Raw genomic sequence first — 20,930 nt, forward strand, 5'->3', positions numbered from 1 at the left:
TCCCAGCCAAATATCCGTTCAGGTTCAAGCAATAATGCTTATCCGAACGGCATTACACCTAGTGTGGGCTTTTTTGTGCCTGTCGCCTTTCAGCTAAACAACCGCTTTAGCTGAAAGACTTGAGTAGAGCTCTAGCCTCGAATGATCATTTGCTCACGCTCAGGGCCTACTGACACCATCACAATTGGAACACCCATCAACTCTTCGATACGAGTTACGTAATCTTGTGCTGCTTGAGGAAGACTCTCAAACGTGCGGCAGTCCGTGATGTCTTCATCCCAGCCAGCCATATCTTCATATACAGGCTTTAGTTCAGCCGTTTGTGGCCAAATCGGGTTTTCAGTGTGCTCACCAGAGTAAGCGGTACAGATCTTAAGTTCAGACAAACCAGACAGGCAATCAATCTTAGTCAGTGCGATTTCCGTTGCAGCTTGCAGGTCAACACCGTTGCGAGTTGCTACTGCGTCGAAGTAACCCATATCACGTGGGCGGCCTGTTGTTGCGCCGTATTCGTTAGAGCTTTCGCGGAAGCTATCTTGCTCTTCCATTGCAGTCACTAGCGTACCAGTACCTACAGATGAGCTGAACGATTTAGCCACAGCAATAACGCGCTCAGGGCGAAGGGCGGGTAAACCACTACCGATGCCTGCGTATGCAGCGGTTACATTTGAAGATGTCGTCCAAGGATATTCACCGTAAACAAGGTCGCGACCTGCACCTAACTGAGCTTCGAACAGTAAGTTCGCGTCTTGCGATTGCAGTGCTTTAAGCGGCTCAGTTACGTTGCAAATGAATGGGCGCCAAGCTTTAGTCACTTCAAGTAGCCATTCTGTCATTTCAGAAGCAGTCTGAGAGAAGTCACATTGTGGGTATAGCGCTTTAAGTTGAGGCATCTTCCAATCAAGTAAGAATTGAATGCGTTGCTCCAAAATTTCAGGTTGATTCAACCAGCCAACAAGAATGCCTTTCTTCATCACACGATCGCCGTAAGCGGGTGCAATACCTTGACGTGTTGAACCGTAAGCACCATCGCCTAAACGTTCTTCTTCAAGTGTGTCTTCAAGCGCGTGTAAAGGTAGACAAAGTGTCGCACGGTCTGAAATCGCCATTTTCACTTTGATGCCAGCTGCTTGTACTTCTGCAATCTCTTGAGTTAGCGCAGCAGGGCTGATCACCATGCCAGGGCCAAGAACTGCCGTACAATCAGGATTAAAAATACCACTAGGCAGTTGATGCAGTTTGAATGTACCGAAGTCGTTTACTACGGTATGGCCGGCATTGTTTCCGCCTTGAAAGCGAATGCTAGCAGAAGCTTGGTCTGCTAAAAAATCAACGATACGGCCTTTGCCTTCGTCGCCCCAGTTTGCGCCTACAACAACAATAGATGGCATAATTTTTCTCCTGACTGATTGAGAAATCATGTTAGGCCTACAAAGTGGATAAGAGAAATTAATTATCTTTATTATCTTGATAAGGATTTCATATATCATGTAAAAAACCTGGGAGGGATATGATGCTCGATATTAATTTGTTGAAGACGTTTGTGACGCTAGCGGAATATAAGCATTTCGGAAAAGCAGCCAACGCACTGCATATGACACAACCTAATGTGAGTTTGCACCTAAAACAACTGGAACAACAAACACGCATCAAGTTGATAGAGCGAAGTCCGTTTCAACTGACTCAAGCAGGTGAAAGGTTACTAGAGACAAGTCAAAGAACATTACTCGAACTGCAGATTTGTCAGGCCGATCTCAACGCCATTAACGACCTTAAAATAGGCACGTTAACTATTGCCGTGAGCGACATCATCTCTCGATTCTTGCTAATTCGCCCGTTCCAGAAGTTCAAAGCGCAGTATCCGGGAATCGACCTTACGTTGTTGAATACCACGTCATCTCAAGCATCGAGTTTAGTTAAGAATGCTCAGGCGGATCTTGGCTTCGTTATTGCCAAAGAACAACACAATGAGTCGTTGTATTTCACAAAGCTTCAAGAGCTTTCATGGTGTGCGTTAGGCGATGGCTTCGACATGCAATACTCTGATAGCAAGACAGGAAACGAGGTTAAAGATGACGATATAGAGACAGAACTCACCTTGATTCTACTTGGCCACGATACGAGAACCCGTGACTTCATTGATGAAGGTTTACCAAGCCTTAATCTACCCAATCATAGAGTCATGGAAGTAGGGAGTGTCGACGCTCAAATCGATTGGGCAGAAGCCGGTTTTGGCGTGGCGATTGTCCCTGAATTCGCGGTATCCACCAAGCAGCATCTGCATTCGAAAGTGACACCGTTGATCAACTTTTCTAGCACCAGTCTTGGTTATATTGTTCGGCAGAACCAAGTGTTGTCGAAAGCCACCAAGCAGTTGTTAGGTTGGGTGAATGATGAGATTACTCTGTTACAAAGCAAATAAACGCCATCACTGACTTTGAGTTACCTGAGCCTGCCAAGTGTGGGCTTTTTGTGTTCTGTTAATCATCGTTTTCTAGCATGATAATTCGTAGGTGACTTCCCAAAATAAAAGGGTCGCTAATGAAGTGCTTGGTTGATACGGTATAATTCAATGATATGAAAGTTAATTTAGTACGCTAGTTTGGTAAATAGAACATGAAAAACACAGATTTTAGTCTGATCCCGTATTTTGTTGTCATGATGGAAGAGCTCTCTATCTCGAATACCGCGAAACGTTTTGGCGTTACTCAGCCCGCGATTAGTAAGGCGCTTAACCGACTAAAAGAAACCTATGATGATCCGCTGTTTGTGAAAACAAAGGAAGGCTATAGACCGAGCAGTTTTTGTTATGACATCTACCCTCAAATAAAACAGGCCTACGATGCCTTTGAATCGACTTTCCCGAGTAAGCGAAAGTTCGACCCAACAAAAATTGAAAGGTCGTTTAATGTCGCTTGTATTAGTGGGGCAACTTATTCATTGATGAAGCGTGTATCCGATATCCTCTATGCGGAAACGCCAGATATCGGTCTTCATATTGACCCTTACTATACCGCAGACATCGTTCTAGACCTTCGCCAACACCGATATGATTTGTGTATAGTCCATACGCCTATCAACGATCCGGCAATGGAATGTATTCAGCTCTCTAACGAACCTATGGTGGTTGCTTATGATAAAAACCACCCTAGATTAGCGGACGAGATTACGTTGGAAGAATACCTTGAAGAGAAGCATGTTCTTCATAGTATGTGGGATACCAAAGAATCGCCGTTAACCAAAACCAGTAAGTATGCGAAAAGTAGAAAGGTTGCACGAAAGGCGCCTGGCCCATTTGAAATGCTTGATATGGTAAGAGGGACGGATTGGCTTTGTATTAGTCAGAAATCGATACTTGAAAGGTATGGCTTGCTGGATGATTTTAAGCTGTCGCCTTTACCGTTTGAATCGGATCTTGGTACTGAATATCTGGTGTGGCACAAGAGTCGTAATGCAGATATGGCGCATTCATGGTTTAGAAAAAAGATTGTTGATGCCTCACAAAAAAAGCCCCAGTGGGGCTTTAATTAGTCAGTTATCTTTAATGGTCGTTAGCCGGGTTATCTAGCTGTTGCTCCGCTGTTTAACCCTTGCTCCGCTATTTGGCGTTTTGTGCTTGCATTTGCTGAATTAGCTTTTGCATTTTTAGCGTGTTGTAATTGATCTCTGCGGCACTGAAGCCTTGGCCTTGTTGCATTGGGTAATCGTTTAGAGAGCCCATGAACTTAATCACTTCTTGAGACATTGGTACGAATAACCACATGTTGTCTACCATCCAACGAGTGTACATACCAGATTCTTTCGCTGCGGTTTCAAACGGGTCCATACGTAGGTTTGTAATTGAAGCCCAAGCAGGAGCTTGACGGATAGCCGATTGCATTGTGCCTTCCATCATCGCGAAGCTTGCTTTCCAATCGTTCCAACGAAGCGCATTGAAGTCACCGTTTGCAGAGAAGTAGAAAATAGTTTCACGAGGTGATTTTTCTGCCTCTCCTTCAAAGTATGGCATGAAGTTCGAGCCATCTAGGTGAACACGCCAATCTTTATTATTTAAAGAAACACCTTCTTTAAGGTCTTCAACGATAGAGTCATTACCGGCCGCTGCCGCTAGTGTCGGTAACCAGTCTTCTTGAGACATTAGCGCATTAACCGCAGAGCCAGGTTCGATTACACCAGGCCATTTCACGATTTGTGGAACACGCATGCCGCCTTCGTAAGTTGTGCCTTTCTCACCGTGGAAAGGAGATGTACCGCCGTCAGGCCATGTAAACTTTTCTGCACCGTTATCGGTAGAAAGGATAACAATCGTGTTGTCTGCAACTTCTAAGCGTTCAAGAGTATCAAGCAACGCGCCGACGTTGTCGTCTAATTGAGCCATACCATCAGCGTAGATGCCTTGACCTGAAATGCCGCTGTAATGCTCGTTCAGACGAGTCCAAACGTGCATACGAGTCGAGTTGTACCAGATAAAGAACGGCTTATCTTCTTTTACAGATTTCTCCATGAACGTGATAGCCGCTTCGGTAAAGTCCTCATCGATGTTTTCCATACGAGCACGAGTCAGTGGACCTGTATCTTCGATTTTGCCATCAGAGGTTGCTTTGATAACGCCGCGAGGCCCGTAGTTCTTTCTGAATTCTGGGTCTTTTGGGTAAAAGTAGGTTTCAGGCTCTTCTTCCGCGTTTAAGTGGTAAAGGTTACCAAAGAACTCATCAAAACCATGGTTTGTAGGAAGGTGTTTGTCTTGATCGCCTAAGTGATTTTTACCGAATTGCGCAGTCGCGTAGCCTTCTTCTTTAAGAGCATCACCAATGGTAGGAGCCCAGTCAGGAATTCCGTGTGCAGAACCTGGCATACCGATAGTAAGTAGGCCGGTACGGAATGGGTGTTGCCCCGTCACGAACGAAGCACGGCCAGCCGTACAAGATTGTTGTGCGTACATATCCGTAAAAATAGCACCCTCGTTGGCAATACGGTCGATGTTCGGCGTTTCGTAGCCCATCATTCCACGGTTGTATGCGCTCGTGTTGTAGTAACCAAGATCATCTGCCCAGATAGCAAGAATGTTCGGTTGGTCTGCCGCAGCGACGCCTTGAGCAACGCTGAGTGCGCTCATTGCTAACACGGTTTTGGTTAATTTAGTCAAGGTAATGTCCTTTCTTTAGTTTCTATCTGTTTAGAAAGAAAATACCAATTTTGTATTAACTCAGAGGACTACTGGGTATGAATTCTAGTTACTTAGAAGAATAGTGGAGCCGTGATTAGGGCTAGTGTTTTACTCAAAATCAGAGACCTGCCCAGAGTTTACTTCTTGATTAAGTGAGCCTTATTCATTTTCGTCCCATTTCGAAAATCAAATTCGCCGTTGACAAACTTTGATGATCAAACTAAATTTCAACCAGTTGCTTTGATTATCAAATTACTTGTCAATCAAAGGGATTTTGCTAACAACGATTATCTAACCACAAATACAAGTTAAGGACGCCATTTTGAGTTTTCCAACACGTCACCAACACAACTTTTCTTCACATAACAGCCAAGGTGAGAAACGCACGTTCTATGTCCTGTTATTGACCGTCGTTACCATGGTTGTCGAAATCGTTGCGGGTACCATTTATGGTTCAATGGCATTGCTTGCCGATGGTTGGCACATGGGAACGCATACTGCAGCGTTTGGTATCACCTTATTTGCATACCGATATGCGAAGAAACATGCCGAGAGCGAACGTTTCTCGTTTGGTACTGGCAAAGTCAGCGTGTTAGGGGGCTACACCAGCGCGATTGCGTTGGGGATTGTGGCATTGTTGATGCTGGTGGAATCGGTACATCGCTTGTTTAACCCACAAGCAATTCAGTTCAATGAAGCGATCATCGTTGCTTGTATTGGTTTAACCGTGAATGTAGTGAGTATGTTTTTACTCGGCGATCACCATCATGATCACGGACACGAGCATTGCCATGATCATAGTAAGAACCATGGCCATTCGCACGGTCATTCACATAGTCATGATCACGACAGCGACCATGGTCATAAACATGTTGAGCATCACGGACACCATCATGACCACAACCTACGCGCAGCCTACATGCATGTGTTGGCGGATACTCTGACGTCTCTGCTTGCGATTGTTGCGCTGCTATTTGGTAAGTTTTACGGTTGGAACTGGTTAGATGCAGCAATGGGCATGGTGGGTGCTGTCGTGATTGCCAAATGGACAATGAACCTAATGAAGCAGACAAGTCCAATCTTGCTCGATCAGAATATTGATGATGAGTACCGTAACGGAATCACTGAAGCTTTAGCTCCTTACGCAGCCGTAACCGACTTACACATGTGGAAGGTGAGTGGACATCACTATTCAGCAGCGATTACTCTTGAATCAAACAGTGATAAAACCGTCTCTGAATATAAACAAATGCTCGCCAAGTTTGATAAGATTAATCATCTTACTCTTGAAGTGCATTCAAACGACCATGCGAAATATAGAACAGCTTAACCAAATACTGACTGAGTTCTACGATAAAATGTCTTCGTGGGAGCAGTCTGTTGTCAAAGAGACAGGTTATTCCCTTGCTCAAGTACACACCATTGAAGTGCTTGGTATGCATGGCGCGTTAAGAATGAAAGAGCTCGCTGAAAAGTTGGGCATCACCACGGGTACGCTTACTGTTCAAATTGAAAAGCTGGTTAAAGCTGAATTGATTGAACGCCATGAACACCCAACGGATCGTCGTGCAATTGTGGTTGCTTTGACTGATGAAGGGCAGAAGATACACGTTCACCACAATCAGCTTCACTTGAATTTGGTTAGTGGACTAACACAAGACATCGAAGAAGATGAGAAAGCGGTGTTATTGAAGTGCCTAACCAAGATGGTGAAAGCGTTTTAGTCAGCCTTGAGTTCGCACCCTAACTCTTTAGCTGCAAAGCGATTGACTAGACAATCAAAAAATGGACCTGACTCGAATTGAGTAGGTCCATTTTTTCGCCGTTTACGCTTTACTGTACAATCATCAATAGACCGATTCACTGTTTAAAAACCAAGTCAAAACCTCCAATATTGCGCTTCGCTTGTGCTCTTTTGGAGAGCCAAAAAAATGTCATCATAAATAATGCATCCGAATGTGCTTCAAAGTCTTTTAATTCAATGTCTTGTATACCGTGGTGTTCAAGCTATTTATGTCCCGTCAAATAGCTGTCTCTCACTTTTATCATTCAACTAATGTACATGTATTCAATTTGTGTTATTGATGCTTTTATCTTTAGTGAAAAATTCATTCTCTGTTTGAATACCATTGAGAATGTCACTGCTGGTGGGCTGAACAGTCGCTAGATTTAGTGCTCATTACTGATACCAAAACCATAACCATAACAATAATCAGGTCGCACGAGTTGTATTCCATGCTTCGATGCGATCAATTAGATACTCATAGTTAATTTAGTAAAGACGAGCCACGTATATGAATATAAAGAAAAAGCTCTATTCGTTGGGGATGTTCTCCATCTTCGGCATGATTTCATTGTTGTTTACCACATCGCAATTTGCAGACACCACCGCTCAAATGAGCGAAGCCAAACAAATCACCAAAGAACTTGAAGTGCGTTTGCTCAACCTTCGCCGTAACGAGAAAGATTTCCTATTACGTAGTGATATGAAGTACCTCGCCAAGTTCGACGTAAACTACAACAAATTCTTAGCGTCTGAATCTGAGCTAGATACAGTGCTCAGTGATTTAGGCTTAGCCAACAGCACACACCTACGTGAAGACATCGAAACTTACCACACCAGCTTTGTTAACCTAGTAAAAGCGAGCGAAGTCTATGGGCTAGCACGTGACAAAGGCATGCTAGGCGAGTTTCATGTTTTGCTCGATAACATCAGCGCGACAGCCAGTGCTGAACAAAAAATCGAGCTTTACCTGTTCAATGACTTAATTGAAAAGGGTGAGTTCGATCCGAGTGTTCTTTCTATTACTTCTAATGTTGGAAGCTCAACTGCTTTGATAGATGCTGCACGTCAAGTGGTTGAACAGAAGCGAGTGATTGGCTTGAAGCACAACGAAGGTCTGCTTGGGCAAGCTCGCTCGGGTTCTCATGCTATCGAAACTCAATTTAAAGAGTTCTCAGCGGTATTGGACCAAGAAACCCAACAAGAGATGGACAAACTATCGCTGATCAACAACATCCTTTGCGTCACGCTACTCGTGTCGATCATTCTGTTCAGTTGGTTAATTGTCCGTTCTATTATCGGCAAGATTGAGTCATTACTCTCGGTGATTCGCAACATCGTTGATTCTAACGACGTGTCTATTCGTTCGCACCTTGATGGCAAAGACGAACTCAGCACTTTAGGCCAATACTTCAACCAATTGCTTGATCAGCTGGAAGGCTTGATCGCGGCATCTCAATCTAAGTCACTGCAACTGACACAAAGCACGTCGAACATGCATGACGAGTTAGAGTCAGTCATCAAACAGTTTGAAGTTCAAGCAAATCACACCTCTACAATGACAACGTCAGTGCAAGAGATGGTACTCACAATTGGTGAAATCTCAGAAAGCACATCAGTTGCGGCTGAAGGTGTTCATCAAGCAAAAGTGAATGCCGATAAAGGCCGTGAAGTGGTGGTTGATACGATCAGCAACATTACTCAGTTGTCTGAACGCCTTTCTAGCAGCCAAGATTCGATCAGCTCATTGAACCATCATGTTGATCAAATTGGCGATGCGGTAAATATCATCCAAGGCATTGCAGAACAAACCAACTTGCTGGCACTGAACGCAGCCATTGAGGCAGCACGTGCCGGTGAACAAGGCCGAGGCTTTGCCGTGGTTGCAGATGAAGTTCGTGCTCTTGCAAGCAGAACGCACCAATCAACGACTGAAATTACCAGTGTAGTAACGGCAATTCAAAGCCAAATGAACGCTTCGATGACCGAAATTGGTGAATGTAACCAACAAGGTCAACTGACTCTGAAAGATTCAGAAGAACTGGATGCAAGCTTGCAACTGATCTTGAGTGATATGGAAAGCATTCAAGGCAACTCAGAACGTATTGCTTCAGCGATTGAAGAGCAGGGTGCCGTAATGACACAAGTGAGTGACTCAATTACTGAGTTGAATACCATCTCGAATGATAACAACGCTTCGGCGCAGCATTGCTTGGTCGAAGTCGATAAAGTAGCTGAGCAAGCGAACGATATGGATCAAGCGGTAGCACAGTTCAAGACGTCATAAGACTGCTAGAGCAAGTTAGAAACCAAATATGTTAAGTATTTGAAACCCAAGGCGTGAGTTCTTAGAAAGCAAAGGCGTGAATTATTCGCGCCTTTTTTGTGCCTGAAGAATAGGCAAGTGCCTGAATCGATAGAAATAAGAATAAGGCATTACAAAATAGACTTAAGTATCTGTGGAATAAAACTAAAATAATGACAGACTAACGATGAACGAACGCATTGACGTGAGCCATATCTTTGGCGCGTTTCAAATAAACGTTAAATCTTACGGAAGAGGAACAGCATGCACTACGACGTATTCAATGGAGACGCAGACGGTATCATCTCGTTGCTACAACTGCGATTAAGTGAACCAAGAAAAAGCGTACTCGTTACCGGTGTAAAGCGTGATATTAAGTTGGTTTCTCAAGTTGCCAGTCAAATCATAGAGCCGGGCAATCCAAATGATGTCTCTTCCGTTACCGTTCTTGATGTGTCGATGGAGAAGAACCTGCCAGCATTGCACTCACTGTTAGATGCCAACATCGATGTGTTTTACTGCGATCACCATCGAACAGGGGACGTGCCAACCTCTGAGCATTTAGACACTCTGATAGACACCTCGGCAGAGAGTTGCACGAGTTTATTGATTAACCAGAAGCTAAATGGTGCACACGTAGCTTGGGCAATCGCGGCGGCCTTTGGTGATAATTTAAAAGTAGTGGCCGCACAGTTAGCTGATGAAAATGGATTCGAACAATCACAAATTGAGTTCTTAGAAGAGCTAGGTACCTTGGTTAATTACAACGGCTACGGCACATCATTGAGCGATCTACATTTCACGCCAGTTGAGCTCTACCAAAACCTTTATCAATACCCGAACCCGTTCGATCTTATGGATGACAAAGACTCCGTGTTCTATCAATTACGAGCGGCTTACCAAAATGACCGCCAGCAACTATCAAACCTTGCCCCTGTTTATGAAAGTAAAGTCGCACGTGTGTTTGAACTGCCCGGTGAGACTTGGGCAAGACGTATCAGCGGTGTATTTGGCAATGAGATCGTGAATCAAGATCCAAACCGAGCGCAAGCAGTATTAACGAAAAACCAAGATGGCGAATCTTATACTGTTAGCCTAAGAGCACCACTATCCAATAGAACAGGCGCAGATGAAATTTGCTCTAGCTTTGTAACTGGCGGAGGAAGAAAAGCAGCGGCTGGCATTAATCAACTTAGCGAACTTGATAGAGGGAATTTCATTTCACTGTTGGACGCTTATTATTCGCCGAGTGTTGAGCGCTAACGAAAATAGTAGCGAGAGTGAATAGGGTAAAGAGAGGCCATTTGGCTTCTTTTTTTGTGTCTAAAGTCACCCAAATAAGCCTTTCAAAAACTTAGTTAGCATCAAATTCGGCACTTCACATTGTATGACATCAAAGTAAGAGTGATTATCAATTGTATTAATTTTGGGGAAACTGCACTATACGCATATTGAATCTTCAGTATTTTGAATATCCTTATAATGAATCTTGCCCAGGTCGACCTTAACCTACTCGTTATTCTTAAACACCTTCTTGAAGAGAAGCACGTATCAAACACAGCCTTGGCGTTGGACATGAGCCAACCGACGGTGAGTCGTTCACTACAAAAACTACGAACGGTATTCAACGATGACTTGTTAGTCCGCGCAGCCTATGGTTATGAGTTAACCCCGAAAGCAGAAGTCATTAAGCAAGACCTCAACTCTGTGCTCACACGCCTTGAGAAATTGGTCCATGGAGACGTATTTGAACCGCAGACGAGTAATAGTACCGTTCGGTTCTTTGGCTTGGTTCCTCAGGTTTCACACCTTTTGCCAAAAGTCGTGGCACAAATCCGCCAACAAGCGCCGAATATGGTTGTCGATATCGACTCGATTCCTAAACGACACTTTGAACCTCTGTTATCAGGTGATGCGCACTTTGTATTGTCGACGCATGAACCATTAAGTTCTGAACAAAACCTGTATCGAATGTTCGTAATCAGTCGCGATTATCGGTTATTAATGAGCAAAGACCACCCTCTGGCGGATAAAGAGATCACCGTTGATGATTTATTGAGTAGCCAACTCGGCCAGATCTCACTGCAAGGGGATAAGAAGCTCTCGATTGAAAGTCGTTTCAAAGATTTGGGCTTGATCGATAAGCAGCGTCAGCTATCGATACCGATTCAACTGTCTAACTTTAACGTCGCTCCAGATATGGCTGAAGCGACCGATATCATCTTTCACCTGCCGACACCTTTTGCTCAACAAGCAGCAAAACAGAGAAACCTTGTTTGTAAACGCGTACCCAAAGCGATCAGGAGCCCATCAGAAGACGTATATCTCTACTGGCATAAACGTTTCCACAATGACCCTATGTGTCGTTGGATTCGTGAACTATTTAAAGAGACATACTCCTAAATTATCTGGCACATGAATGTTACTGGCTTAATGCTAATGAATTGAATATATGTTGCCTGCATTATTTGATGGGTGAATAATCATAATGAATTTTCAGCATGAAACTTTCGTTGATTGGAGTGATAACTGGTTGTTTAATGCAAACCATTATCATTACTAATTACATATAAGAATAAATATCATGTCTGAGAAATCTCTGTTGATTCGCAAGCCTCTTTTGGTTCGCAAGCACCTTATAGTTCGCAAACCTCTTATGATTCGTAAACCCCTTTCGGTCGCAGTAGCTGTTATTTGCACCTCACTATCGGCTAACGTGTTAGCGCAAAAAGAAGCGCAAGCGACAGATGAGCAAATGGTTGTTACGGCAACTCGTACTGAAATGGCTCTAAAACAAGCGCCAGCTTCAATGTCGGTTATCACCGCTCAAGACATCGAAGACAGCCCTGGAATCACTTTGGCTGACATCGTTGCAGAATCAACGAGTGTGGAATCTGATTTTGATAGCACACGTGCTGGCCGTCAGATGATCTCTATTCGTGGTATGGATTCAGACTATACGCTTATCATGGTGAATGGCCGTCGCTTAAGCTCTGCAAGTGCCATCATTCGTGGTAACGATTTCGATCTCTCGACTATTCCAGCTGAGTCAATCGAACGTGTTGAAATCATCCGCGGCCCAATGTCTGCACTTTACGGTTCAGATGGTATGGGTGGCACAATCAACATCATCACCAAAGCTCCAGAAAACGATTGGAGTTCTACATTAAGTATGGACACTTCTTCTCCATTAGACGGAGATGGTGGCGAAGAATATTCTGTTGGTTTTACTACGTCCGGTGCATTGATTGACGATGAATTGTTTGCGCGTTTTTCTTTAAATCAAACCTCGCGTGACGCATGGCAACCATATACAGGTAATGGTCGTGAAAATATTACCGCTCTCGAGGAACGCGACACTTTAAGTTTGCTTGCCAACCTGACATGGAATATGACAGACAATCAGACGATTGATTTAGACCTTGGCTATAGTGACGATAAACGTGATGGTTTAGCAGAACACGCTACAGGTTCGAACCTAGTGGATAGTAATGTTGTACGTAACAGTCAAGCGATTACACACAGCGGTTTTTGGAACTGGGGTGACACACAAGTTCGTTACTCTCGTGAAAACGTGACAGACAACGATGCCGCTGATCTAGGTAACAATTACAGTAGCGATGTAGAAGAGCTAACTCAAATAGTAGAAGCGTCAGCAACGACTTATCTCGGTGATAGTCACACCGTAACTTTTGGTATGGACTACCAGTTGAGCGAGTTAACCAACAAAGAAAACTTGATCAACGGTACATCAGAAGCGTATCAAGGTGCTTTGTTTGTTCAAGACCAGTGGTTGATGACTGAACAACTCACCGCAACCATTGGTGGACGTTTAGACAAGCACGAATTGTACGGTGAAGAATTCAGCCCGCGTGTGTACTTAGTTCACCAAACGACTAATGACCTCATCATCAAAGGTGGTGTAGGTAAGGCTTTCAAAGCACCTTCGCTGACTCAAAACCAAGCCGACTACACAGTTAATAGCTGCAAAGGGAAGTGTGATTTGTATGGCAATGAAAACCTGAAGCCTGAAACGAGCTTGAACTATGAAATTGCAGCAATATACAACCAACCACGTTGGAACGTTGAAGGGGCTTTGTTTCGAAATGAAATTAATGACTTGATTGATCGTGACGTAACATATTGTGAAAATGGAACCGTATTTGACCCTGCTAACGGTTGTCGAGTCGGGCCTGGTGACAAGGACTTTGTGAAAGGTAAGCGTACTTATACCAATGTATCTGAGGCGGTGGTTCAAGGTGCTGAACTTACGGGTCAATTCCAGATTACCGATGAGTGGGGCGTGTCTGGTAACTACACGTTCTTAGACACAGAAGATAAGTCAACGGGTGAAGAACTGCGCGAGCGTTACAAGCATTCAGGCTTAGTTAAACTGAACTGGAGCCCAACTTTCGATCTGAATGCCTTTATTAGTGCGCGTTACCGTGGAGAGCGTAATATCGAAAGCGACTTAACGCAAGACGCATACACAACACTGAACATCGGTACGGTGTATAACGTTAATGATTCTGTTCGAGTGCGTGCTGGTATCACTAACTTGACTGATGAAGCTGTATCACAAGAGCTAGAGAGTATGGGTTATGTTGAAGAGCCACGTACTTACTACGTAGGTATGACAGCGGACTTCTAATCAATCTGTGTTTGATTTGGTAGGAAGATACATATAGAAACGAAGAACCCACATTGGCTCGATACTCTATAAAGAGAACGGCGAGTGTGGGTTCTTTTTTGTGTGCTTGTATCGGTTTAATTCGTTTGGAATTGGCTTACCTAGATTTTTACACAAGTGACCAAAGCATTACCTGATTTGGTATCCCAAGGCAGCAGCTTGTCATAATCGTGCTCAAAAATATGAACCTCAAAGTAGGGCTTCAATATCTCGATCAATTCCTTAAACGAGAATGCCACCATAGGGTGTTCGTCATTCCATACTTGAGTTTCACCCGCAGTCGTTTTTTCGATACTTAGCTTTAACATTTGCTTACTACCTTCGCCGGAGTAGTACCAACCTGAGCGAAAGGTAAAGTCATCATGTTCTTTGTTGGCTGTATGTCGAACAAACAAGTCATTGCTTATCTTCTCTTTATCAACCACGTTGAAGCAGAAGACACCTTCGTGTTTCAAAGCTCGGTGCACGCTTGCAATGCACTCTTTTAGTCTCTCAATTCCGTCGTTGTAATGGATGGAATACAAGAAACAAGTGATAAGATCGAGCGGTTCTGAGACCTCAAAGTTACTCATGTTTTGTACTGAAAAGTTAGCTTCAGGGCAACGAACTTGAGCAATGTCGAGCATTGGTTTATTAAGATCAAGGCCACTACTTTGATAGCCGTAATCAATAAAATGGCGAACGTGTGGTCCAGTGCCACATCCAAGGTCGAGGTGTGTTTTTCCTTCATTTCCAAAAATCTGATGTAACCTACGAACGCAGTCACTCTGCGCTTGGTAGTCAATATCGACACACATTAAATCATAGTAACCGGATAGGTCGGTATAGAGTGCGTTGGCGGACATGTTTGCCTGCAGCATTTGCTGAAAAAATTGGGGTGGCGCATAGTAAACTAGAACTTAAAAATAACAAGAAAATCTTGGGTCAACTTATAAGCTTAAATGACCTTTTCTTGATGCTTAGCAATTGTTTCACGAGCCACACTCTATACATGCACCTTCGTGGTTTACTGAGACTCTATTTTTTCCGTTGGATTTAGCACGATAGAGCGCGTCGTCTGTAACTCGAATCAACGTATCTAGGGAGTTGTTGGTACGAACGATGCAGCTGTCGGTAATGCCAATACTGACGCTTGATTGAAACTTGGTGCGATTAAATCCCAAGAATTGATGGGTTCGAAATTCTTCGCAAATACGGTGACCAACAATTTTTGCTTGTGAGTATGCCGTGTTGAGAATGGTTCCATGAGTCGTTCGGTTTTTTGGAAAGAAGACGATAAACTCTTCACCTCCCCAGCGGCCAACCACGCCGTTCAAGGCTTTGACGTGCTTCTTGATGGTATTCGCGAGAGTACGAATCACATCGTCACCAACACTGTGTCCAAATTGGTCATTAATCTTTTTGAAGTCATCAATATCCAATAGTAAACAAGACATCTCAGTTTGTTCTTTTAACGGCTTTTTTAACCAATCGTAAATGGCACTGCGGCTGAACACTTGTGTTAGATCGTCGTGAAGTGCGCGGTGCAGTAGCTCTTGTTCTAATATCACCTTGTCGGAAACGTCTTCTATCACCACTTGAATCGCTTTCTCGCCTTCCCAATTAATGATGTTGTCGTAGATGTTGAAGTGTTTTTTACTCCCGTCAAAGCATTGGTTTTCAACCACAGAACTGAAGCTTGGTGTATCACCGGCAAGAATACTCTGGCTGCGTCTCATGGCATTGATACGACTGTCCGGCGGAATAATTGAAATGATTGAGTCCATGGCAAGCACTGCTTCTATCGATTTGGCACCTTGCATTTCAACCCAGGCTTGATTAACCATTAGAGGCTTGAAATTTTGGTGGACGAGCACGCCCTGTTTCGAACTATTGAGTAAAGTCCGGTACATACGATCTTTTTCTTGATGTTTACGCTCTGAAGCAACAACTGAGGTAATATCTATGATCATTACACGAAGAGCGGGGCGGTCGTTGACTCTGACCGCTTGAGCAAGGCTAAACAGCGAGAGAAGGCGGTTATTCACCGGAATATCTTTATAGAGCTTTCCCTTTCCCAGTTGGCCTTTAATCGCAGAAAGGTAACGTTCACGGACAGAGCCGTGATAGTCTTTGGGTATTAATGAGTAGACAAAATCGACGTTGTTGAGAAGTGCTTCACGGCAACTGTAACCGAAGATTTTTGCAATGTTTTCGTCGACATCGATGACACGGTGGTCTTGCAGCGTAATATAGCCCTGTGCAGAGTCGAAATTCTGCCTAGGGGTGGCTGTGGTTAAATCTAGTTGGATGCTCATATAGATCTGACTACATATCCTCTCACCAAAAACAGGTGCTTTAAATAAATGGTGGTGTCGTAAATAAATTGTGACTGCTGTATATCGACAAAGCTATCAGATACCTAACACGGCAAGCGTCACGAGACTATGTGATTAAAGTGTGCCGTACGCAACTTTTTGAGGGTAGCGTAATTTTACTGTATCTAAAACGGATAAAAAAATTATTAAGGATAATTAAAGAGTTATGGAAATAAAAATTGATGATTTGTCGGGTGGAGAGGTTATTGAGCTACTCGAAGAGCATTTAGCTGATATGTATGCGACATCGCCAGTCGAAAGCGTTCATGCACTGGATCTAGAGGGGCTCAAGTCGCCAGAGATTACTTTTTTCAGTGCTTGGAAAGACAGCCAACTGCTTGGGTGTGTCGCCATTAAAGAGCTTGATACACAACACGCTGAACTGAAGTCAATGAGAACCTCGCAGTTTGCAAGAAAGTCCGGTGTCGCAAGCAAGCTATTGCAGCACGTTTTGGATACGGCAACCGCTCGCCAATATCGACGTATTAGCCTAGAAACGGGATCGGAAGACTACTTTAAGCCAGCGCGTAATTTGTATCAAAAATTTGGCTTTGGTTACTGTGAACCTTTTGCTAATTATGTGTTAGACCCGCACAGTCATTTCATGAGTATTGAGTTACGTTAAGAGGCTAACCTTTGATGCCGACTTATTTTGCTGGTTTTTCCCTTGGGCTTTCGCTGATTCTTGCGATTGGTTCTCAAAATGCATTTGTTTTAAAGCAAGGGCTTAAGAATCAACACGTATTGGCAGTTTGTGCTGTATGTGCCATTTCTGATGCCTTACTAATTAGTTTCGGCGTTACAGGCTTTGGCGCCATCGTTAAGCAATTCCCACAAATTGAGCAGTTCGCTCGTTATGGCGGGGCTATCTTTTTGGGTGTCTACTCATTCTTAAGCTTCCGTTCAGCATTTACTGAAACCCACGCCTTAGAAGCCACTGCTGAAACCAAAGACTCGTTAACCAAAGCGATTGCGATGTGTTTGGCGTTTACTTGGCTTAATCCGCATGTATATTTGGATACTGTGGTATTGCTGGGTTCTATCTCAACCCAATATCAACCCAACCAAATGTTGTTTGGCGCTGGTGCAGTATCGGCGTCGTTTGTGTTCTTCTTTTCACTTGGATATGGCGCACGCTTCTTGGCTCCAATGTTTAAGAACCCGAGAGCGTGGAAGGTGTTGGAATTTGTCGTTGGCATGATCATGGCGTCTATTGCAATATCTTTGATCGTTTAGCCGCTCGTAATTAGGCATTCAAGCTTACTGCCTAAAGTGACTACTTAAAGTTCCTACCTAAAGTGGCTGCCTTTAGTTATCTCCGCATTTAATTATTTCTAAAAAAATAGAATTATTTTTCGTCTTTCGGTTTTGGCGTTCGTCTTAGGGGTACAAATACAAATTAATGACCTAATTCGGAGTCAACCATGATTAAACTTGTTAGCTTTAAAAACTGCCCATTCGTTCAACGTGTAATGGGTGCTTTAGTAATGAAAAATGTCCCATTTGAAATTGAATACATTGAGCTAAATAATAAACCTCAATGGTTCCTAGATATTTCGCCAAACGGACAAGTGCCAGTATTGATTACAGAAAATGACACAGTTCTGTTTGAGTCAGATGCAATTGTTGAATACTTAGACGATAAATATTCGCCGATAGAAGAGGTGTCTGCAGAGCAAAAAGCACTAGATCGCGCTTGGTCTTATCAGGCAAGCAAACATTACATGCCGCAATGTGGAACGATGGGCAGTAAAGACAAAGAAACCTTTGAGACACGTTTAGCGAATCTTCAAAAATCCTTCCAAAAGGCCGAGAACAAGCTGGGTGACAGCGACTTCTTCAAAGGCGATTACATCTCTAACGTCGACATCGCTTGGCTACCACTGTTGCACCGAGCGTCAGTAATTAAAGAGGGCTCTGGTTTTGATATGCTTGAAGGCTTCCCGAAAGTACAGAAGTGGCAAGTGGCGCTGATTGAATCTGGCTTGACCGATAAAACCGTTCCTGCGGACTTTATTGAGAAGTTCAGCGGCTTTTATTTAACGAATAACTATTTGGCTAGTCTCGCTGAAGCTCGTTAATAATATGAATTAAATTGAAATATATTTTAATAGCAGGCTGTTCTAAATAAATACCCTCCCAAAATTAAACTCATTCTTCTCTTTATATCTTTTATTGGAAAAAGAGAGGAGCAGGATGGGTTTTTATGTTTAGGCGTGAAGATTCAGGTTGTTTTTGAGAACGAGTAACAATTTAGTTAGTACGGTAACAGTATGATTATAATGAACTTAATATTGAGAGTGCTCAGGTTTACTATCAGGTTTATACGTATTTTAGTACTCGTTACTTCTCAGGAAATATATCTGTCTCATAAATAAGACTGAACTAAATATCTATGATTGTTCGTTTGATGACCTAAAAATCTTGTGGTACTTTCTCATCCGCCCCGTAAATGAACAGTGTTTTATTATTCATTAGGGGCTGGTTATTTAATTTATTTTAAACAGTAACGCAACAGGCGGAATAGTGTCGGAAACTATTGGCTGTTGGTCAACGTTGCTGTAGGACAGACAAAAAAAGGGTATTTTCATGCTTAAATCATCATTTCTATTGGGCCTAGTTGGCTTAGTTTCACTTCCTACATTTGCTGCTGGTATCGAGGGTGGTCCATACATTGGCGCTGGCCTTGGCGTGTATCAAGACTCAGACACTGATGGCGCAGGTAATTTAGATGCTGAAAGCATGGGGTACAGCCTTTACGGTGGTTACCAATTTAACCGCATTGTTGGTATCGAACTTGGTTACACAGATTATGCTGATTACGAAAAATTTGGCACTAAAGTACTTTCACCAACATCTTTCTCTGTTGCGGCAAATTTGGGTTACACGTTTGATAATTCAATTCGTCCGTTTGTAACCGCAGGCCTGAGCTACGTTGATCTAAACTCTAAGGGCTCTAGTTACATTGATGATGATTCTGGTGCAGGCTTTCATTTTGGTATAGGTGTTGAATATACGCCAGTAGAAAACCTAACCTTACGTTTAATCTCGCAAGCAGATGCAGTAAATATCGAATTCTTCGGCCCTAATGGTAATAGACTGGCAAGTCGTGATGTCGCATTTAGCACAGTAACACTGGGTGCTTCATACAATTTTTAATGACCTCTGTAAAATAACTTACAGTTAATGTCATGGACATCTATAACCGCTCTAACGTTGAGCGGTTTTTTTATGTCAAAAATAACGATTGGTCACGCTGTGGGCGGAGTTGGTCCAAAGCCTGAAATTAGTTGGTTTTCACAAGCTTATAAAAGGGAATTATCTCTACTATTTTGGTAGATTAAAGGTATTACCGACTTCCAGTGAGCAGCAATGAAGATTCTTCACACGTCCGATTGGCACCTTGGCCAAAACTTCTACAATAAAAGCCGTAAGAATGAACATGAACGGTTTTTACAATGGTTACTTGAGCAAGTTACAGAGCACGACATCGACGCGATCATTGTTGCTGGCGACATTTTCGATACCAGCACACCGCCGAGTTACGCTCGTGAGATGTATAACAAGTTTGTGGTCGATTCGAACAAGATCGGCTGCCAATTGGTGTTATTAGGTGGAAATCACGATTCAGTCTCTGTGCTTAAAGAGACACAACAGCTGCTCAAATACATGGGTGCAGACGTGATTCCTAATACCAATGAAGATCATGCGACTCAGGTTGTCGAACTAAAAGGCAAGAACGGCGATGTAGAAGCGCTGGTTTGTGCCATTCCTTTTATTCGCCCTCGTGATGTGTTGACCAGCCAGGCGGGCGTCACAGGCGTTGAGCGTCAGAAGCAACTTGGTGATGCGATTAAACAGCACTACCAAAGTGTTTATGATGCCGCTGTAGAAAAGCGTGCGACGTTTGAAAACAGCGAGCACATGCCGATTATCGCTACGGGTCATTTAACGGCGATGGGGGTTCAACAATCGGATTCGGTACGCGACATCTATGTTGGCAACCTTGATGGTTTTGCCGCTGATGGCTTCCCAGACGCAGACTATATTGCACTTGGTCATATCCACCGCCCACAAGTGGTGGCAAAGCGTGAATACATTCGTTACTGCGGCTCACCAATCCCATTAAGCTTTGATGAACTTAAATCTCAAAAGCAGGTCTGTGTAGTTGAGTTTGTTGAAGGCGAGCGCACCATTTCTCAATTGCCAGTTCCAACGTTCCAACCCCTAGCTGAAATCAAAGGCGACTTGAACGAGATCGAATCTCAACTGAACCAATACATAGGTTTAGATAGTGACCAAAGCGTGTGGTTATCGATAGAAGTGCAAGCGCAAGATTACTTGTCAGATCTTCAAGAACGTATGCGCGCACTTACCGAAGGATTGAACGTTGAAGTGCTGCAACTGCGCCGAGCAAGAGAACGCCGTAACCAAGCTTTAGAGCAAGAGTCGGCAGAAACGCTGTCAGAATTGAGCCCAATGGACTTGTTTACGAAGCGTATTGCCTTAGAAGAATTTGAAACCGATTCTGAAAAAGCACGTTTAGAGCGAATGACAGTGAAGTTTAAACAAGTGATGGTTGAAGTGTCTGAAAGCGCTCAAACACCAAACAAAGTAGAAGAGTAACC

The 20,930-nt window shown here is 43.4% G+C and carries 17 protein-coding genes; 13 read left to right on the plus strand and 4 right to left on the minus strand.

The window, feature by feature from the left end:
• Positions 1-131 precede the first annotated feature (131 nt).
• Positions 132-1,391: an adenylosuccinate synthase gene (locus tag AB6E08_RS16770; RefSeq protein ID WP_372066611.1), complete on the minus strand. Its 1,260-nt coding sequence runs from the start codon at positions 1,389-1,391 to the stop codon at positions 132-134.
• A 119-nt stretch (positions 1,392-1,510) separates the two neighbouring features.
• Between AB6E08_RS16770 and AB6E08_RS16775 the strand changes: the two genes are divergently transcribed.
• Positions 1,511-2,422 carry a LysR family transcriptional regulator gene (locus AB6E08_RS16775; protein ID WP_372066608.1) on the plus strand — a complete coding sequence of 304 codons (912 nt, stop codon included), beginning with the start codon at positions 1,511-1,513 and terminating at the stop codon, positions 2,420-2,422.
• A gap of 194 nt (positions 2,423-2,616) precedes the next feature.
• Positions 2,617-3,531, plus strand: coding sequence for a LysR family transcriptional regulator (locus AB6E08_RS16780; protein WP_017097452.1), 915 nt, complete (start codon positions 2,617-2,619; stop codon positions 3,529-3,531).
• A 67-nt stretch (positions 3,532-3,598) separates the two neighbouring features.
• Here AB6E08_RS16780 and AB6E08_RS16785 read toward each other — a convergent pair whose 3' ends face one another.
• Positions 3,599-5,116: an arylsulfatase gene (locus tag AB6E08_RS16785; RefSeq protein WP_032499727.1), complete on the minus strand. Its 1,518-nt coding sequence runs from the start codon at positions 5,114-5,116 to the stop codon at positions 3,599-3,601.
• A 373-nt stretch (positions 5,117-5,489) separates the two neighbouring features.
• Between AB6E08_RS16785 and dmeF the strand changes: the two genes are divergently transcribed.
• The 6 genes from dmeF to AB6E08_RS16815 all read left to right on the plus strand — a co-directional run bounded on the left by dmeF (position 5,490) and on the right by AB6E08_RS16815 (position 13,906).
• Positions 5,490-6,497, plus strand: coding sequence for a CDF family Co(II)/Ni(II) efflux transporter DmeF (gene dmeF, locus AB6E08_RS16790; protein WP_372066604.1), 1,008 nt, complete (start codon positions 5,490-5,492; stop codon positions 6,495-6,497).
• On the plus strand, positions 6,475-6,891 hold the full coding sequence (locus tag AB6E08_RS16795; RefSeq protein ID WP_004733937.1) for a MarR family winged helix-turn-helix transcriptional regulator: 417 nt from the start codon (positions 6,475-6,477) through the stop codon (positions 6,889-6,891). The genes dmeF and AB6E08_RS16795 overlap by 23 nt, the downstream gene beginning before the upstream one ends.
• A 621-nt stretch (positions 6,892-7,512) precedes the next feature.
• Entirely contained in the window at positions 7,513-9,237 is a 1,725-nt protein-coding gene (locus AB6E08_RS16800) for a methyl-accepting chemotaxis protein (RefSeq protein ID WP_372066617.1), read from the plus strand.
• A 282-nt stretch (positions 9,238-9,519) separates the two neighbouring features.
• Positions 9,520-10,518, plus strand: a complete 999-nt coding sequence (locus AB6E08_RS16805; protein WP_372066601.1) for a DHH family phosphoesterase — start codon at positions 9,520-9,522, stop codon at positions 10,516-10,518.
• Positions 10,519-10,737: 219 nt separating this feature from the next.
• Positions 10,738-11,658, plus strand: coding sequence for a LysR family transcriptional regulator (locus AB6E08_RS16810; RefSeq protein ID WP_029223872.1), 921 nt, complete (start codon positions 10,738-10,740; stop codon positions 11,656-11,658).
• A 253-nt stretch (positions 11,659-11,911) separates the two neighbouring features.
• Entirely contained in the window at positions 11,912-13,906 is a 1,995-nt protein-coding gene (locus AB6E08_RS16815) for a TonB-dependent receptor domain-containing protein (protein ID WP_372066614.1), read from the plus strand.
• Positions 13,907-14,046: 140 nt separating this feature from the next.
• On the opposite strand, the gene AB6E08_RS16820 is transcribed toward AB6E08_RS16815, so the two are convergent.
• Both AB6E08_RS16820 and AB6E08_RS16825 read right to left on the minus strand, forming a co-directional pair.
• A complete protein-coding gene (locus AB6E08_RS16820) occupies positions 14,047-14,790 on the minus strand; it encodes a class I SAM-dependent methyltransferase (protein WP_102248871.1) in 744 nt (247 codons plus the stop codon).
• A gap of 126 nt (positions 14,791-14,916) precedes the next feature.
• On the minus strand, positions 14,917-16,242 hold the full coding sequence (locus AB6E08_RS16825; protein ID WP_372066598.1) for a diguanylate cyclase: 1,326 nt from the start codon (positions 16,240-16,242) through the stop codon (positions 14,917-14,919).
• Positions 16,243-16,468: 226 nt separating this feature from the next.
• On the opposite strand from AB6E08_RS16825, the gene AB6E08_RS16830 reads away from it, so the two are divergent.
• The 5 genes from AB6E08_RS16830 to sbcD all read left to right on the plus strand — a co-directional run bounded on the left by AB6E08_RS16830 (position 16,469) and on the right by sbcD (position 20,928).
• The gene (locus tag AB6E08_RS16830; protein ID WP_017097442.1) at positions 16,469-16,927 is read left to right on the plus strand and encodes a GNAT family N-acetyltransferase; all 459 of its coding nucleotides are present in this window, start codon (positions 16,469-16,471) and stop codon (positions 16,925-16,927) included.
• Positions 16,928-16,941: 14 nt separating this feature from the next.
• On the plus strand, positions 16,942-17,538 hold the full coding sequence (locus tag AB6E08_RS16835; RefSeq protein WP_372066593.1) for a LysE/ArgO family amino acid transporter: 597 nt from the start codon (positions 16,942-16,944) through the stop codon (positions 17,536-17,538).
• 188 nt (positions 17,539-17,726) lie between these two features.
• Positions 17,727-18,383, plus strand: a complete 657-nt coding sequence (locus AB6E08_RS16840) for a glutathione S-transferase family protein (RefSeq protein WP_065681884.1) — start codon at positions 17,727-17,729, stop codon at positions 18,381-18,383.
• Between the two features lie 508 nt (positions 18,384-18,891).
• Positions 18,892-19,461, plus strand: a complete 570-nt coding sequence (locus tag AB6E08_RS16845) for a porin family protein (protein ID WP_017085555.1) — start codon at positions 18,892-18,894, stop codon at positions 19,459-19,461.
• 213 nt (positions 19,462-19,674) lie between these two features.
• Positions 19,675-20,928, plus strand: a complete 1,254-nt coding sequence (gene sbcD / locus AB6E08_RS16850) for an exonuclease subunit SbcD (protein ID WP_372066591.1) — start codon at positions 19,675-19,677, stop codon at positions 20,926-20,928.
• The last annotated feature ends 2 nt before the right edge of the window (positions 20,929-20,930 follow it).

The organism is Vibrio sp. 10N.247.310.24 (genome assembly GCF_041467175.1).
Taxonomy (GTDB): domain Bacteria; phylum Pseudomonadota; class Gammaproteobacteria; order Enterobacterales; family Vibrionaceae; genus Vibrio; species Vibrio tasmaniensis_A.